The 16327-nt window shown below is 57.1% G+C and carries 13 protein-coding genes; 9 read left to right on the forward strand and 4 right to left on the reverse strand.

Annotated features, from left to right (window positions below; genetic code table 11):
- Positions 1–131: 131 nt before the first annotated feature.
- The 4 genes from HDF10_RS05550 to HDF10_RS05565 all read left to right on the forward strand — a co-directional run bounded on the left by HDF10_RS05550 (position 132) and on the right by HDF10_RS05565 (position 6238).
- Complete coding sequence (locus tag HDF10_RS05550; protein ID WP_183811195.1) at positions 132–1760, forward strand: OmpA family protein; 1629 nt, start codon at positions 132–134, stop codon at positions 1758–1760.
- A gap of 120 nt (positions 1761–1880) precedes the next feature.
- Positions 1881–3908 carry a WD40/YVTN/BNR-like repeat-containing protein gene (locus HDF10_RS05555; protein WP_183811197.1) on the forward strand — a complete coding sequence of 676 codons (2028 nt, stop codon included), beginning with the start codon at positions 1881–1883 and terminating at the stop codon, positions 3906–3908.
- A gap of 38 nt (positions 3909–3946) precedes the next feature.
- Entirely contained in the window at positions 3947–5098 is a 1152-nt protein-coding gene (gene mqnE, locus HDF10_RS05560) for an aminofutalosine synthase MqnE (RefSeq protein WP_183811199.1), read from the forward strand.
- A gap of 507 nt (positions 5099–5605) precedes the next feature.
- Entirely contained in the window at positions 5606–6238 is a 633-nt protein-coding gene (locus HDF10_RS05565; protein WP_260177622.1) for a PEP-CTERM sorting domain-containing protein, read from the forward strand.
- 301 nt (positions 6239–6539) lie between these two features.
- Here HDF10_RS05565 and HDF10_RS05570 read toward each other — a convergent pair whose 3' ends face one another.
- Both HDF10_RS05570 and HDF10_RS05575 read right to left on the reverse strand, forming a co-directional pair.
- Entirely contained in the window at positions 6540–7751 is a 1212-nt protein-coding gene (locus tag HDF10_RS05570; RefSeq protein ID WP_183811201.1) for an MFS transporter, read from the reverse strand.
- A 7-nt stretch (positions 7752–7758) separates the two neighbouring features.
- A complete protein-coding gene (locus tag HDF10_RS05575) occupies positions 7759–8835 on the reverse strand; it encodes a LacI family DNA-binding transcriptional regulator (RefSeq protein ID WP_183811203.1) in 1077 nt (358 codons plus the stop codon).
- A gap of 232 nt (positions 8836–9067) precedes the next feature.
- Between HDF10_RS05575 and HDF10_RS05580 the strand changes: the two genes are divergently transcribed.
- On the forward strand, positions 9068–9535 hold the full coding sequence (locus HDF10_RS05580) for a GNAT family N-acetyltransferase (protein ID WP_183811205.1): 468 nt from the start codon (positions 9068–9070) through the stop codon (positions 9533–9535).
- Between the two features lie 16 nt (positions 9536–9551).
- Here HDF10_RS05580 and murA read toward each other — a convergent pair whose 3' ends face one another.
- Positions 9552–10832 carry a UDP-N-acetylglucosamine 1-carboxyvinyltransferase gene (gene murA, locus HDF10_RS05585; RefSeq protein WP_183811207.1) on the reverse strand — a complete coding sequence of 427 codons (1281 nt, stop codon included), beginning with the start codon at positions 10830–10832 and terminating at the stop codon, positions 9552–9554.
- Between the two features lie 457 nt (positions 10833–11289).
- Here murA and HDF10_RS05590 point away from each other — a divergent pair, with 457 nt between their 5' ends.
- The 3 genes from HDF10_RS05590 to HDF10_RS05600 are packed head-to-tail and all read left to right on the forward strand — an operon-like array spanning position 11290 to position 14333.
- The gene (locus HDF10_RS05590) at positions 11290–12036 is read left to right on the forward strand and encodes a hypothetical protein (protein ID WP_183811209.1); all 747 of its coding nucleotides are present in this window, start codon (positions 11290–11292) and stop codon (positions 12034–12036) included.
- 2 nt (positions 12037–12038) lie between these two features.
- On the forward strand, positions 12039–12623 hold the full coding sequence (locus tag HDF10_RS05595) for a class D sortase (protein WP_183811211.1): 585 nt from the start codon (positions 12039–12041) through the stop codon (positions 12621–12623).
- A gap of 18 nt (positions 12624–12641) precedes the next feature.
- Positions 12642–14333, forward strand: coding sequence for a prolipoprotein diacylglyceryl transferase (locus HDF10_RS05600; RefSeq protein ID WP_183811213.1), 1692 nt, complete (start codon positions 12642–12644; stop codon positions 14331–14333).
- 18 nt (positions 14334–14351) lie between these two features.
- On the opposite strand, the gene murQ is transcribed toward HDF10_RS05600, so the two are convergent.
- A complete protein-coding gene (gene murQ, locus HDF10_RS05605) occupies positions 14352–15320 on the reverse strand; it encodes an N-acetylmuramic acid 6-phosphate etherase (RefSeq protein ID WP_183811215.1) in 969 nt (322 codons plus the stop codon).
- A 457-nt stretch (positions 15321–15777) separates the two neighbouring features.
- Between murQ and lepB the strand changes: the two genes are divergently transcribed.
- Complete coding sequence (lepB, locus tag HDF10_RS05610; RefSeq protein ID WP_406705801.1) at positions 15778–16278, forward strand: signal peptidase I; 501 nt, start codon at positions 15778–15780, stop codon at positions 16276–16278.
- Positions 16279–16327: the final 49 nt, after the last annotated feature.

Here is a 16327-nt window from a genome sequence, read left to right on the forward strand (position 1 = left end):
TCGAAGAGTATTTTTTTACCGGATGCGTTAGCAACTGAAGTAAGCTGTAAGGAATCGAACCAACAAAACGATCCCTGTAGATGAAGATGAAGGCTCGTAAAAAAAGCAAGACTTTGAGTGGAGGAACTCGAATGGTTTATCGCCCGTTTCGTAATACACGCCGGTACGTACTGGCTGCATGTGCAGTCAGTCTCGGAGTTGCCAGTCTCAGCGCGCAGACTCCCAGCACAGCCGCCCCGGTGGGGCCGAACCCTTCGCGCATCGACGTTTTCCTTGGGTACTCGTACTTTGGGGCTCACGGTCAGGTGAAGCCGCAGGGGATCAATTATTCGTCGATCGACAAGGGCGCGATCGGAAGCGGCGCGTATTACTTCAACAAGTATGTTGGCGGCGAGATAGTCTTCGCGGCTCATCCAGACGGCAGTAATGATGGCCTGTACACGGCCTCCGCTGGACCAATCTTCCGTGCACCGCTGCAGAACTTCACGTTGTTCGCGCATGGTCTGGCAGGCGGTGCTCGTCTGGGCGGACCAAACTCCGAGACGGGTGGGTACCACAATCCGTATCAGTGGGGACCAACCCTGACGGTTGGTGGCGGCATGGACTATGATCTGCCGTTCTTCAACAACAAGTTTTCTCTTCGCCTCTTCGAGGCGGACTATAAGTATGTTCACGCAGACTACGGTCCGGCAGTTAATCCTCCGACCGGTGGGGCGATCGGTGGACGCGCGAACCTGAGCGGAGCTGAGTTGAGCACAGGCATCGTGGCTCACTTCGGCCATATCATTCCTCCTCCGCCGGTGACCTACTCCTGCGCAGCTTCGCCTGCGACGGTCTTCCCTGGCGATCCTATTACGGTCACAGGAACGCCTTCGAACCTGAATCCGAAGAAGACGGCGACTTACAACTGGACTGCGGATGGCGGTACGATCACGGGAACCTCGACCACAGCCAACATCGACACCAAGTCTGCGAATCCCGGTACCTACACGGCGAAGGGCCATGTAACCGAGGGCCCGAAGCCGGGCGAGATGGCGGACTGCTCGGCCAGCTACACCGTGAAGGCGTTTGAACCGCCAACCCTGAGCTGCTCGGCCAATCCTTCGACGGTTGCCCCTGGAGACTCCTCGACGATTACCGCGAGCGGCGTAAGCCCGCAGAATCGTCCTCTGACCTACAGCTACAGCTCTTCGGCCGGCTCGGTGTCGGGTAACAACTCGACGGCGACGCTGACGACGACTGGTGCGGCACCTGGCACGATCACGGTGACCTGCAACGTTGTGGACGACAAGGGTCAGACGGCCTCTGCGACGACCACGGTTACGGTCAACGCACCGCCGCCACCGCCAGCGCCTACGACCAGCCAGCTCTGCTCGATCAACTTCGATCGTGACAAGAAGCGCCCGTCCCGTGTTGATAACGAAGCCAAGGCCTGCCTGGACGATATCGCTCTCAACCTGCAGCGCACCTCGGATGCGAAGATCGCTGTAGTTGGCGATAAGGACAGTGCCGAGAAGAAGGGCGACAAGCTTGCTGCTGAGCGTGCCGTCAATGCGAAGGCCTACCTGGTAACGGAGAAAGGCATCGACGCCAGCCGCGTCTCGGTCTACACCGGTTCGGATAACGGTAAGACAGTGACAACGACGTTGATTCCTGCCGGCGCAACACTCAGCACGACCGGCCTTACCCCCGTGGACGAAAGCGCAGTAATCGTCAAGCCACGGACGGCGCCGGTCACGCATCACCACAAGAAGAAGTAGTAACGATCGGTTGTAGTCAAGCACAAAAGCTGACTGGGAATGGTTCCCAGTCAGCTTTTGTGTTGATAGACCTCTTAGTAAAGTTCGATAATTGCGTTATTACAAGACTGGACTCCTCCCTTGAACAGATTTCTTCGTTTCCCCATCGCACTCGTAACTCTCCTTCTCGTTGTATCCTCCCTTCAACTGCATGCGGCGAGCTGGCTGCCGTATGGCCCGGATGGAGGAGACGCGCGGGCTTTCGCGATCGACCCTCATGACCACACTCATATGTATCTGGGTACGGCAACGGGCTGGATGTATGAGTCGCACAATAGTGGCGGCGACTGGAAGCGTCTGGCATGGATCGGCAAGCGGGACGATCTTGTGCTGGATTCGATTGTGGTCAGCGGCGCTGATTCGAAGCTGATCGTTGTGGGTGCGTGGGTGCTTGGCAGCCCGGATGGCGGAATATTTCTCAGCAAAGATGGCGGCTTGACGTGGCTAAGTTCGAGCGATATGCAAGGGCAGTCGATTCGCGCCTTGACGGCGGCTCCATCCAATCCAAAGACTCTTGTGGCCGGTACTTTGAAGGGTGTCTATCAATCTGTAGACGGCGGAGACCACTGGAAGCTGATCAGCCCCGCAGGAAGCCAGGAGTTGCATGAGGTCGAATCGATTGCGCTTGATCCGGTCGACCCCCAGATTATCTATGCCGGGACCTGGCATCTGCCCTGGAAGACCGTTGACGGGGGGCAGCATTGGACCAACATTAAACAGGGAGTCATCGACGACTCCGATGTGTTTTCGATCATCGTGGACCCTAAAGACCCTAAGACTGTCTACGCCAGCGCCTGCTCGGGAATCTACAAGAGCCAGACTGGCGGCGATCTCTTCAAGAAAGTTCAAGGAATTCCCTCTACGGCACGTAGAACGAGGGTTCTGATGCAGGATCCAACGAACAGCAACATTGTCTTTGCGGGAACCACGGAGGGCCTGTGGCGTACCGTGGACTCGGGCGCGACCTGGCAACGAACCACTGGTCCGGAAGTGATCATCAATGACGTGTTCGTCGACCCGACCAACTCCAACCGGGTGATGCTTGCGACGGACCGGGGTGGTGTGTTGGCCTCTAACGACGGGGGCAATTCGTTTGTTCAGTCGAACAATGGGTTTTCGGCGCGGCAGATTACCTCCTATCTCGCGGATGCGTCCATGCCCAACTCTGTCTACGTGGGGGTGGTGAACGATAAGGCGCTCGGCGGTGTCTTTGCCAGCACGAATGGCGGCCTGACCTGGTCGCAGACGAGTTCGGGACTGAACGGTCACGATGTGTTCAGCCTGGCGCAGGGACCCGATGGCACGTTGCTGGCGGGCACCCGGCATGGGATCTACAGGCTTCAAGGAGCCACGTGGAGCCGCGTGGACAATGTGACACTCAATCCTCCGCCTGCGCCGCCCTCCAGGACGGGAAAGAAGACTGCGCATGCCGGTGCAGCCTCGGCTGCACATAAATCGCCGGAGGCCGTGGCGCATAAGAGCACAGCCTTGCAGCCGGTTCACTCCTTTGACCCTGCTATCAACGCATTCGCCCGAGGAGGAGATACGCTCTATGCCGCTACCTCAGCTGGCCTCTTCGAGAGTGCTACGTCCGGCCAAAGCTGGAAGGAAGTTCCGGGCTTCGAACCCAGGAGCTGGAACTTTGTAGCTGCCCGAAGGTCAACTGTTCTGGTGTCGAATTTGAACTCCGCGGTGCTTTCGCTGGATGGTGGTCAACAATGGACTCCGATCAAGCTTCCGGAGACGGTCGATCAACTCTCTGCGATGGCCGTCGATGATGCCGGCGGACTTTGGGTCGGAGGGCGGCAGGGTATCTATGTGTCCGACGACAAGGGAGCTACGTGGCAGACGGTCAAAGATCTGTTTCTGCGAGATGTGAACAGTATCTTCTATGACGATGCTTCGCAGCGGGTTCTGATTGCCGCGGGGAGCAAGAATACGATCGCATTCGCGGTCCATCTGCCCGACCGGAAGATTCAATACTGGAACACCGGATGGAATCTCAGGCTGATCCGTCCGATGGGCGATCATCTGGTCGGAACGACCTGGTTTGATGGCGTGGTGATCCAGCCGCGTATGGTTGATTCCAAAGAGATGGCCAGCCACTGAGATGTGCTGCAACGGCAGATCGGGACTAGAATCAAAGTATGAGCTTTCAATCGTCCACTTTGCCTGCGCGACACTCCTTTCAAACAGACGATGCTGCACTTTTGCCGATTGCGGCAAAGGTGCAGCAGGGGGAGCGTCTCAGCTTTGAAGACGGAGTCGCGTTGTACCGTAGTGGGGATATCTTGGCCGTGGGTTGGCTGGCAAACCTGGTGCGGGAGCGGATGCATGGGGATGTTGCCTACTTCAACGTGAACCGGCACATCAACCCAACCAATGTCTGTGTGGCCTCGTGCCGGCTGTGTGCGTTTGGACGAAAGAAGGGCGAGGCGGGCACCTACACGATGGCGCTCGAGGAGGCATGGGAGACCGCGGCTACGGGGCTTACGGAGGCGGTGACCGAGTTTCACATCGTGGGGGGACTGCATCCCGATCTTCCGTTTGAATACTTCATGGATCTGGTGCGGGGGCTGAAGGTTCGGTTTCCGAAGGTGCATATCAAGGCGTTCACCATGGTGGAGGTGGCGTTTCTGGCCAAGCGCGGAAAGATGACGATTCCCGAGACGCTGGAGCGTATGAAGGCGGCAGGCGTGGACTCAATGCCGGGTGGTGGCGCCGAGATCTTTGCCGATCGCGTGCGGCATATTATCTGCGATCACAAGATTGACGGCAGCGAGTGGCTGGATACGGCTCGGATGGCTCACCAGATCGGGCTGCGATCAAACGCGACGATGCTGTACGGGCACGTGGAGAACGAAGAAGACCGCGTGGACCATCTGCTGAAGCTGCGCGCGGTGCAGGATGAGACTGGTGGCTTTCAGACCTTTATTCCGCTGTCGTTCCATCCGGACAATACTGCGCTGGCGCATATTCCCAGGACGACGGGGATGCTCGATCTTCGTCAGATCGCAGTCGGCCGGTTGATGCTCGACAACTTTCCCCATATCAAGAGCTACTGGCAGATGGTCTCGCCGAAGATGGCGCAGATCTCCCTGCGATTCGGTGCGGACGATATCGATGGCACGGTGATTGAGGAGAAGATCTACCACGACGCCGGTGCGACGACTCCGCAGGGGATGCGGCGCGCCGACCTGGTTCGGCTTATCACTGAGGCTGGACGCGAGCCGTTTGAGCGTGACACCATGTACCGAGCCGTGACTCGCAGCGAAGACAGTTTTACCGTTGCGGTTTGAGTTGACGAGATAAGCAGCAGGTTCTGGGTCCAGATCGCCTCTTCCCCACGGAAGAGGCTTTCGTTTTAGAGATGCTCCCCCGGCCGCCCGTATGTGGGCCGCCTTTTGCAGATAGTCCAGTCAACACCCCTCGCTCGAAAAACTGGTTTCGAGCCAAGCGTGAGACCCATGCGAAAGATTGCAGACCAAAGTGGAAAAGATTTTCATTTTGGGCAATCTTTTAGAGCTGCTCGGTCAAGTCTTTGCGCATTCTCCCCTTCCCATCGGCAGAAAAGTCCAGAAATCGCCGAATTCCTCAATCATTTGTGAATGGTTCGCGACTTGCAACGACTCAGGGCGAGGTAAGTATTTCGCAATGAATCGCTGGCATTCACGGACCAAAACGGGAATAGATGCTGGCTCAACCAATCGATATCTCTGCGAGTTCAAAGGCCGGAACCTGGGCACGGATTCGTGGGAGCTGGGTGCGGCTAGGCTCTGACAACAGTTTTTTCTGGGAGTTTTTCGATGAAACTTGCACTACTTGTTCCGATCGTCTGTCTTGGTGTTGTTTCCATGGCCATGAAAGCGGACACGCTCACCCTCAACAGTGGGACGGTGAATCCTTCCGGCGGCAGCGCGGAGATCTATCCCTATTCGTTCCAGCTTGGCACATCCTCCGGCACATCGACGGTTAACCTGATGTGCCTCAACTACAACCGCGAAATCTCTCCTGGTGAGAGTTGGAGCATCACCGAGGAGAGCATCCCCACGGGAAACACTGTGATGGATCAGGACTATCGCGCCGATGCGATTCTCTACTCCGAGATTCTCCACCCGCAAACGGGAGTGAGCGCAAGTGAAGTTCAGTACGCCGAATGGAGCATCTTCGATCCGGCTGACTTGATGGGAAATTCGCTCTTTGATTCGACGGCGCAAGCCCTTGCCAGCAATGCGTTGAACGCGGCAAACAACCAGCAGTTGATTAGCTCCGGCTACTTCAATCAATTCACCTTGTATATTCCCGCGAACGATACGTCTTCGGGGCCGCAGGAGTTTATCGGAACGGCGACGACTCCCGAGCCATCGAGCTTGCTGTTGTTCGGTTCGGGATTGATCGGAATGGCAGGAGTGGTTCGCCGGAAATTAGTTCGCTCATAAGTTTGAGCCGCAGGTTTGGTCTTCCAGTTGCTACTTACACAGTCGTCAGCTTCGCTACTGGAAAGCAATTGTTCGGACGTCCGTAGCCAAAAAGATCTGTTTTCGTTACATATCACTCTCTGGGGAAGGAGGCATTATGTATCTTTTGTTCACGCCAGCCATGGCAGCAGTTGTCGTCATCGGAGTCATTCAACTTCGCGATCATTTTGTAGCCGCCACCAAATAATGATTGCCGGTCCTAATCCCTTACGGAGGTCAGGCTCAGCTTGACCTCTTTTTCCTGGTCCACTTTGTGGCTAGCTTACGAGTTCACTTTGAGAGGTGCTATCACTTTGGCGGTGACGATGCCGGAGAGAAGGAGAAGAAGAGCCGCTCCCGCGGCTGGGACAACTAATCCGGCGCGAAGGCCATGAAAGTAAGTGGAGCATACGCCGGTCACCCAGGGCAGCACTGCTCCTCCAACCGAGGCGCTGGCGAAGAGAACGCCGAGCCGTCTGTGATTTCCGGTGCGGGCAAGCATGAAGGAGACCAGAAGCGGAAAGACCGGTGCCAGGGTGAATCCGCCGAGAATCGTAAGCGCGATGATGCTGTATGTCGAGGGATGCGTGATGGTGCAAAGCAAACCTTCTGTAACAAGAAGCATCGCCAGAGAGAGTCGATATATAGTCGCCTCGCTAAGGATGGCCATAAGGGTTGTCACGAGCAGGCGGCCAATCAGCTCTGCGATCCAGAAGTAGATAGCGATGGAAGACGCCTGCAGGGAGGAGCTGGAACGAATGGCGTAACTGGGTAGCCAGCCGCCCAGCGAGTTTTCGACCCCGACATAAAGAAACATTGCAGCAGCGAAGGAGATCAGCGGGAGCGGAGGCAAGGGAAACCGCCGCTCGGGGTTTGCACTCTTCGTGCCGGGCTGCTCCGATTTTTCGGAATCCTCCGTGGTGAGGCTTGTGCGGGGGAGTGCTATGGAAAACAACGAAGCTGCGACAAGAAGCGCTGCGATCACAAACAAGAAACGCCGCATGCCTCCGGCGGAGGTCAGGTTAATCAGCAGTGGGCATGCGATGGCACCGAGTCCCCATGCGACATTTAGAAAGGCGAGTAGCCGAGTACGAACGGCCGGAAGCGTGGTTCCTGCGATGATGTTGCCTGCGGTAAGGCCAGTGCCAAGGCCGACCCCAAGACAGAAGAGGGCGATGTGCGCCGCGCCGAAGCCGAGCCAGGTAAGTGCGATGCACCCGGCTGCGGAGAGGATCGATCCGTAGATCAGGCTTGCGCGAAGACGGCGAGCGGCGATCCATGCCCCGCAGAGTTGGCCGATAAAGTCAGCGGTGAAGAGGGTGCCTGCCTGCGCGTCCTGAATCTGCCAATGCTGAATGAGCTGAGGCAGGAGAGGGCCCAGCATGACCGTGACCGTGCCAGCTACGAGGAAGTAGAAGTAAGCCGGGCCGAGTGTGCGAAGGATCTTCACGCGGTTCGGGCCCAGCAGGGAGGCTTTCAACTGGACTGATTGCAAAGCTCTCCTATCGGCCATTGCCTCGCCGAGGCCGGGATGTGCTTGGGATGGCTGCGGTCGATTCTCTCACGACCAGCTCTGGCTCAAACCATACCTCATGTGGGTACGGTTCGTCGGGATACTGAATTCGTTTGATAAGCAGTTGCGCGGCGGCCCAGCCCATCTTATGCAGAGGCTGGCGAACGGTGGTGAGGCGCGGATTGAAGTACTCCGCAACGATAATATCGTCGAAGCCGATGACCGAGATGTCGCGCGGACAGGAGAGACCGGCGTCCTGAATAGCGCGAATGGCCCCGATGGCTGCGGTATCGTTGAAGCAAAACAAGGCGGTGAAGTCATGGGTGCGAGCGAGCAGCTCTCTCATGGGTGGGTAGCCAAGCTCGGGCGACCAGAGATTCTTCTCGAGATAGATGCAAAGCTCAGGGAGTATGGTAATCCCGAGATCGTTCGCTGTACTGACGATGGACTGCCAGCGGGCTTCGGAGTCCAGGGAGTAGCGCTGGCCCTTCATGAAGGCAATCTTGCGATGACCGAGGTCGTAGAGGTGGCGGAGAGCCTTCTTGGCAGCAAAGTCGTGATCGAGCATGATGTTGGAGACGCCCGGCGACTTGCTGTGAGAAGAGACTCCGACTACCGGGAGCGAAACGTTGACTGAGAGCTCCGTATTGACCAGGAGGAAGCCATCGACGCGGCGGCTCATGAGGAGTTCCTGATATTCCTCCCGTAGGTCGGCCCGGCCGAGGTGGCTGACCGTGAAGTAGAGAAAGCCTTCCTGAAGGAGATATTGCTCGACGCCGAGCATAACGCCGGTGAAGTAGCCTTCGCTAAGCTCTGGAACGATCACCCCGATGGTGTTGGTAATGCGTGTGCGGAGCATGCGGGCGTGCAGGTTGGGCCGGTACTCGAATTTTTTAGCGGCGTCCAGAACGCGCTCCCTGGTTGCTGGAGAGATCGATTTTGCGACGGGCGAGTTATTGAGAACGATCGAGATCGTTGCCGGCGAGAGGTCAAGATACTCCGCCAGAGTCTTCAGGGTAACGGGTTTGCCGGCTTCCGGCTTGCAGTCCTTGTTTTGTGCTTTCATGATGTTCCGGCAGATCTTCCTTTTGAGTACGGCAACAGTTGTACACCCTTCGCCGGAGACGGGGAACAGGAACCTTACCGTGCGAAAGAGTAGTAACGAACCAATTCAATTACAAAAAAGACAACCCTGGAATTTCGCAATGACAAGGATTCAAGGATATCCTAATCAATTCCTCGATAGCTCCTTGTCGGCTGCTTTCGCGGGAGGCGGCTGCTATTAGTCTGGGTATCTGATGATCGAAGAGATTGAACTACAGGAGTATCGCCCAGGTTATCTCGATGCGATGTATGCGCTGGATCAAGAGTGCTTTTCGCCGGAGTTTCGGTTTGATCGAGAATCAATGCGGGCTTTCGCTGAGGGGCCGGATGCCATCGTTCGCATCGCACTCACGGCAAATGGGAAGATCGCGGGTTTTGTGATCGTTCACCTGGAGCCTATGGCATCGAAACAACGAGCTTATGTTGTGACGTTGGATGTTGCAGAAGAGTACCGAAGGCGCGGCTTGGCACAGAGGCTTTTGTTACAGGCTGAAGAACGCGCAGTAGCTGCCGGGGCGCAGTGGATGGAGCTCCATGTGTTCACTGGCAACCACGGCGCAATCCGGTTCTATGAGAGTTCGGGATACGAACGGGTGGATGTAAGGCGCAGGTTCTATGGCGGAGCCGGGCTGGATGCTTTTGTGTATCGCAAGAATCTGTAGTTTGCAACTCGATCAGTTACTTTCTCCCGAAGACGTCTCCCATGCGGCGAATCTGCGCGCCGACGCCGCGTAGCTTCTCTTCGAAGTGCTCGTAGCCGCGGTCGAGATGATAGACGCGGTCGAGAATGGTTTCGCCATCGGCGACCAACGCCGCAAGTACAAGGGAGGCAGAGGCACGGAGGTCCGAGCACATGACCGCAGCTGATTGCAGCGGTGTCTTGCCACGCACAGTCGCGGTGCGGCCGGAGATGGTGATGTTCGCGCCCATGCGAATAAGCTCCTGCACATGCATGAAGCGGTTTTCGAAGATGTTTTCGATCACGGTGCTGGTGCCTTCGGCCTGGGTGGCGAGCGCCATGTATTGAGCCTGCATGTCGGTAGGGAAGCCGGGGTACTCTTCGGTGGTGATGTCGGCAGCTTTGAGTTCTCCACCGGAGCGCACGCGGACGTGGTCGGTGCCGACGTCGATCTTGACGCCGCACTGTTCCAGCTTGGTGATGAGCGCGCCGAGGTGTTTGGGTTCGCAGCAGTCGACGTTGAGGTCGCCGCCGGTGATGGCTCCCGCGATCAGGAAGGTGCCGGCCTCGATGCGGTCTGGATTGATGCGATGGCGTGCACCGTGGAGTTTGGAGACGCCCTGGATGCGGATGGTGCCGGTGCCTGCGCCTTCGATCTTCGCTCCCATGGCAATGAGCAGGGCGGCGAGATCGGTGACTTCAGGCTCACGAGCGCAGTTCTCGAAGACGGACTCTCCTTCGGCAAGTGTGGCGGCCATCAGGAGGTCTTCGGTGCCGGTGACCGTGATCTTGTCGAAGACGATGTGCGCGCCCTTCAGTCGGTCGGCGCGGGCTTCGAGGTAGCCGTGATCCTGAGTGATGGTGGCGCCCATAGCTTCGAGACCGTTGATGTGGAGATCGATGGGGCGGCCGCCGATGGCGCAGCCTCCAGGCATGGCAACGCGCGCGATGCCGGTGCGCGCGATAAGAGGCCCCAACACCAGAGAGCTGGCGCGCATGGTCTTTACGATCTCGTACTTTGCAACAGGGTCGGACAGGATGGCGCACTTGATGCGGGTGCGATGCTGGGCGCGGCCATAGCCTAGTTCAACCTCAGCACCCATGCTGGTCAGGAGCTTGCGCTCGGTTTCGATGTCGTTGACCTGAGGGATGTTTTCGAGGATTACCTCGTCTTCGGTCAGAATGGCGGCGGCCATGCAGGGGAGAGCGGAGTTCTTTGCTCCGGAGACTTTGATGGTGCCGAGAAGGGGATTGCCGCCGCGTACTACGAACTTGTCCATTTTGACAGTTTACGGAGATTCCGCGTGGAAATGAGTAACGGCGCTGGTTCGGCCGCTCTTCTCAACTGGGAGAGGCGTCTTCTCTATCAAAAGAACGCTGTTCAAACACTGCTGGCGTCCTTCATGTAAGTGATTCATTTCAAGCATGTTAATTTCGATTTTCTAGGTCGCAAAAAGAGCCAAAACACCGCAAGTTGACGATGCCAAAACTCAAAGGCGCGCGAAACCCGCCAAAGTTGCGGTACTTTTTAGGCCATGGCTTTCTATGTGAAAAGTCTTTCAGGTTCATCTGGCCTCGTAATCGGTCTTTCGATTACCAATCGATTCAAATTTGGACAAGCGGATTACCGGCGCCAAAAAAGTTGAGTTACTCACATCTTTACTTCAACCTAACGGCTAACTTTTCGCGTACACCTTGCATATCACGGGACGTAAGTTGATCCTGCAAGGAGAAACGATGCGACTCAAAGCTCTCATATTTTGCGCCTCTTTGTGCCTTTTCAGCCCGACGGTATGGGCTGCTGGCCCGGCGACTCCCGCCGCTGATTTCACGATCTCCAACCCGTCGCATATTCCTGGGGTTACGCTTGAACCTGGCTCCTACACAATCCATGTTGTGAGTCGCCTGTCGGATCGGGTGATTCTGAAGGTCGATTCGGTGAAGGGCGATGTGCACTCGACCTTTCTCGGCATTCCAAACGGCAACATCCAGAAACCATCGGCGAGCGGGCCTGTGAGATGGGCTAATCCCGCTGACGGCTCTCAGTACCTCAAGGGGTGGTACTTCCCCGGAGGCTCTTCGGTTATCGAGTTCGTTTATCCGAAGGCTGAGGCGGTTGCGATAGCCACCTCAAACCCCGCGAAGGTGCCTGCCGTCGATCCAGGGTCGGAGGGAAAGGTCACGGATAACACTCTGTCTCAGGAGGACATGCAACTGCTGACGCTCTGGCTGCTTTCGCTCGAGCAGGTAGGGCCCAGCGACGCTGGCGACACTGCCAGTGCGAAACCGAGCATCAAGGCGGTACGATACACGCAAGAGGCCAGCGTTCAGAAGCCAGTGATCAAAGCGCTGCCCCATACCGCCAGCCGGGTTCCCTTAGTATGGCTGCTGGGCTTCTGCTCCTTGCTCGCCGCGGCGCTTCTGCGACTGATCGCCTACAGCCGTATGTCCGCTCTGAATCAAGAGTCGTTGCTACGGGAGTAGAGATGCGAGTGCTCGGATACGCTGAGCGTCTTCTGTGGACGTGCGGTCTCCTTTGCGTTGGATACTGCCTGGTGCTGGGTGTTCAAGCAAAGGAGACCCAGAGGCTCGCGGAACGGATCGGAGAGCCTCTTCCAGCCAGAATCGCCCCGGACGCCCCGCCTGCGGCAGGGGATGTGATTGGCAGGATTGAGATTCCCGCACTCGCGTTGTCAGCACCGATCACAGCCGACTATGATAAAGATAGTTTGCATCGGGGAGTGGGCCATATTCCCGGGACCGCGGTGCCGGGTGGCCTTGGCACGGTGGGGCTGGCAGGTCATCGCGATTCGTTCTTCCGGCCGTTGCGCAGGGTTGCCGCGAAGATGGAGGTGCGACTGATCGACAAGAGCGGCACCTATCACTACGTGGTGGACTCGACTGAAATTGTGAGTCCCGACAAGGTAGGAGTGCTGAACATCGCCTCCAGGCCAGAGCTTACGCTCATTACCTGTTTTCCGTTTGACTATGTGGGCGCAGCGCCGGAACGTTTTATTGTTCATGCCCATCTTTTGTCGGCTTCCCCAGACGGGGTTTCTGCCATCCATTAGAAGTAGGGATGAGGCGCTATGAGATTTGAGATCCACGAAACAGTACAGACTCCGGATCAAGAGATGGTTTTGCGTGCGTTGGAGATGTATTCGCGAGAGATCTCCAGCGAGGTGGTTCGATCTGGCGACCGAATTACGCTACGAGGCGTAGGACCGTCGCCACGATCGAAGAACAAACACGACACTACGGTGTTCTGTGTGAATGCGGCGAACAACGAGACCGCAGTCCAGGGAGAGGTGAACTTCCAGGCATCGGCGCTTCTGGGAGAGACGTCGCAACTGGAGGTTGTGCGGTCCAAACTGGACGAACTGTTTGAGCAGGTGAAGGCGCAGGTCCACCTCGACTCCATGCGCGTAGCTGCTTATACAGCAGCAAGAAGATCGGCGGCATCGTCGACAACGGGCGCGGCTTCAACAACGGTTATCGACAGGCCCGAAGATCCGAGCGCGATCGAACTGCGGGAGTTGGAGACGCCAGAAGAGGAGTTGTGGCCGTCAGAAGGGTCAAAAGAGAAGACAACTTCGGAGGTGGCTCCAGAGACTTTGATCGAGGCCGTGACGTCTGCTCCGGATCCAGGATGGGGTGCTGCCGCTCTCATCGACATCGACGAGCCGCAGGAGATTGCTCTGCCCGATCAAAGAGGCGAGTTTCACCATCTGCATATTGCGGAGTCATCGGCCTCCGCTCCGCCGGTCGAACACCTTCCCGCAGATGTGGCAGGTGTGAAAGATGGGCCAGAAGTGAAAGATGAGTCAGAAAGAACGATCAGGGCGACCTATTCGGCACAGACCGCAGCACAGACCGCTGAGTCGGCACGCCCGACAGAAGCGAAGCAGATTCCTGCGAGGGAATCCGCGAGTAGTCCAAAGCCCGATGCTGGATCAGGACTCGAACAAGAGCTGACCTGGGATGCTCGAATACCACCCTACAGGATTCGAGTGGAAGACGACCGAACCTCCGGTCGGAAACGGTTTGCGTGGTGGACCACCGTCCTTGCCATGTTGTTGGTGTTGGCAGGAGGGGCGTACCGTTTGTATTGGTTGCATCGCAATCTCTCTGCCTATCCAGCCTCAACTGCTGCGAAGTATATTCCGCCGCCAGCGATTCGTGCGCCAGCGGTTCCGGCACCTCCACCAACTGCTCCAAAAGCCCCTTTGGCCAACACATCGCCTCCGATGCCGTCTCCGTCAAACCCGACTGCCGAGCCTGCCGCTAGTAGTCCTGCCGCCAACAGTGTGGAGGTGAAGCGATGGTTGCAAGGGTGGGCAGCTTCGATGCAGACAAGAGATGCAAATGCTCAAGCTTCTTTCTATGCGGACAAACTGGATCGCTATCTTGATCAGCGAAACGTCGGACGAGCTGCGGTTCTGCGAGACCGCGAGGCTACCAACCGCATGCGAAAAGGCCTGTGGACAGTAAAGATGGAGGATATCGTCGTCGAACGGCAGACAGAGTCGGAGGCTCAGGTTCGCCTTATGAAACACTTCATCGACCGGTCAGAGCAGTCAGATATTTTAGAGTCTTATGTGCCGACTCGTCTGACACTCAAACGAATCGACGGACAGTGGAAGATCACGTCGGAGCAGGATCAACCTACCATCTCAGTCAGTCCGTGGAAGGCACAAGGCGGAGTATGGCAGGATCAGGATATGCCTGGAGTGAAGCAAGCGCAATACAGCACCGCCTGCGTGGGTGGCTGCGCTTCCTGACAATCAGAGTTCCTGCAATCAGAGTTCGAGGCGAGAGTCGTCAATCGCAAGGCGAACGTTGCCATCCGACTTGGTGAGGCGCCGCACAGCCTCCATCTTGTCAACGTTAGCCTTCAGCATAACGACGGCGATCGGAATCGACTTGCCTGCGGACTTGATGGTGCGAATCGCAGTATCGCGATCGATATCGCATACCTTCATCAGCACGCGAATACCGCGTTCTACCAGCTTCGCGTTCTTCATGTGCACATTGACCATGAGGTTGTCGTAGACGTAGCCGAGCCGCGTCATCGCCCCAGTGGTGATCATGTTAAGCACCATCTTCTGTGCCGACGCAGACTTCATGCGGGTTGAGCCCGAGATAACCTCAGCGCCAACTTCAGTGATGACCGTGGTATCTGCAACATCGGAGAGCGGGGTATTGAGGTTGCAGGTAATCGCGGCGGTCTTTGCTCCGCGGGCCCGCGCATACTCCACGGCGCCGACGACGTAAGGCGTGCGACCGCTTGCGGAGACTCCGATGACAATGTCTTTCCGGGTAGGACGGCGTCGGGCGATGTCGCGCTGGCCGATCTCAGGTGAATCTTCATTCACATCGGAAGCTGAGGCGAGAGCTTTGGGGCCGCCAGCCATTATGTACTGGACTTGCGAAGGAGCGGTGGAGTACGTTGGTGGGCATTCCGAGGCGTCGAGAGAGGCGATGCGGCCACTGGAGCCGGCTCCGACGTAGATTAGCCGGCCACCATCGCGCAGGGAGCGAGCCACAGTATCGATGACGATGGCGATCTCAGGCAGCGCCTTCTTGACTGCGGCTGCGATCTTGGCGTCCTCGTGATTGATGATGCGGGCGATCTCGAGAGCGGACTTGGTGTCGAGTCCCTCTGAGGCGGCGTTAGCGGTCTCCGTGGTGAGATCGTTGTAGTCTGCTGCGCCACGGTTGACGGGTTTTGGTGTCGGGGCCTGCTCAAGCATGGTAAGGGTTGCCATAAGTATCCTACTGTTCTGCTGGGGCAATTCTAGTCCTAACCCTCTCGAATGCGTCAAGAAAGGTTTGCCCCATGCGAGTTATCATAAAGGGGCGGGGTTTACGGCAGATGATGATTGGGATGGCGAACTAAGTCGACCTGTGATAAGCAGAGAGTTTTGATTCGAACGAGGTGTTCTCATAAAGTTGTGAGGCTGAGCTGAACCTGAAGCCTCCGCTGGCTGGAGCCTTCCACTGACTGGGTCTCCGCTGAACAGATAAGATGCATCTCAGCTCAATTGGTTACCCAGGCTGGACGCTCGCGGGACCACTCGCCGGCAAGCAACCTGATGATTGCGACTCTTAGATTGGTGCGTCTAAATGTTAGAGGATTCGGAAGATCGCGTGGAGACCGGGAAGGTTCAGCCGGAACCAGAAAATCGACAGCAGATGGAGCCGACAGGACAGCGGAAGGGAGTCATGCACTCCTGGCTGCGCGACCTGGTGATCTCTGTAGCGGTATCGACGTTTATCATCATCTTTCTCTATCAGCCCGTTCGAGTAGAAGGAACCAGCATGCTGCCTATGCTGGAGGATCAGGACAGGCTGTTCATCAACAAGATGGCGTACCGGGTCGGGGAGATTCAACGCGGCGACGTGGTGGTCTTTCTCTATCCGCATGATCACGAGAAGAGCTATATCAAGCGGGTGATCGCGCTGCCGGGAGATACCCTGCGGATCGATCATGGGCAGGTCATCGTGAACGGAAGGCGCATCTCGGAGAGCTACGTGCCGAGGCGGTTTGCCGATGACAGATCGCAACCGGAGATGACTGTCCCGGGAAACGAATACTTTGTGATGGGGGATCATCGGTCGATCTCGAGCGACAGTCGCGACTTCGGGCCGGTCGACCGGGATCTGATCTATGGCAAGGCGGCGTTTGTGTACTGGCCGATGGATCAGGCCGGGGTCGTCCGCTAGGCACAGAGCAATATTTGGCGGGTGGTAAACGGCACGTCTTTATTGTCGA

The sequence above is a fragment of the Tunturiibacter empetritectus genome (assembly GCF_014201375.1).
Taxonomy (GTDB): Bacteria; Acidobacteriota; Terriglobia; order Terriglobales; family Acidobacteriaceae; genus Edaphobacter; species Edaphobacter lichenicola_D.

Excerpts from the sequence above, each read along its gene's own strand:
- lepB (WP_406705801.1), top strand. The coding sequence starts at position 15,778 with ATGCACTCCTGGCTGCGCGACCTGGTGATCTCTGTAGCGGTATCGACG.
- murA (WP_183811207.1), bottom strand. The coding sequence starts at position 10,832 with ATGGACAAGTTCGTAGTACGCGGCGGCAATCCCCTTCTCGGCACCATC.
- HDF10_RS05600 (WP_183811213.1), top strand. The coding sequence starts at position 12,642 with ATGAGATTTGAGATCCACGAAACAGTACAGACTCCGGATCAAGAGATG.
- HDF10_RS05550 (WP_183811195.1), top strand. The coding sequence starts at position 132 with ATGGTTTATCGCCCGTTTCGTAATACACGCCGGTACGTACTGGCTGCA.
- mqnE (WP_183811199.1), top strand. The coding sequence starts at position 3,947 with ATGAGCTTTCAATCGTCCACTTTGCCTGCGCGACACTCCTTTCAAACA.
- HDF10_RS05575 (WP_183811203.1), bottom strand. The coding sequence starts at position 8,835 with ATGAAAGCACAAAACAAGGACTGCAAGCCGGAAGCCGGCAAACCCGTT.
- HDF10_RS05595 (WP_183811211.1), top strand. The coding sequence starts at position 12,039 with ATGCGAGTGCTCGGATACGCTGAGCGTCTTCTGTGGACGTGCGGTCTC.
- murQ (WP_183811215.1), bottom strand. The coding sequence starts at position 15,320 with ATGGCAACCCTTACCATGCTTGAGCAGGCCCCGACACCAAAACCCGTC.
- HDF10_RS05565 (WP_260177622.1), top strand. The coding sequence starts at position 5,606 with ATGAAACTTGCACTACTTGTTCCGATCGTCTGTCTTGGTGTTGTTTCC.
- HDF10_RS05590 (WP_183811209.1), top strand. The coding sequence starts at position 11,290 with ATGCGACTCAAAGCTCTCATATTTTGCGCCTCTTTGTGCCTTTTCAGC.
- HDF10_RS05580 (WP_183811205.1), top strand. The coding sequence starts at position 9,068 with ATGATCGAAGAGATTGAACTACAGGAGTATCGCCCAGGTTATCTCGAT.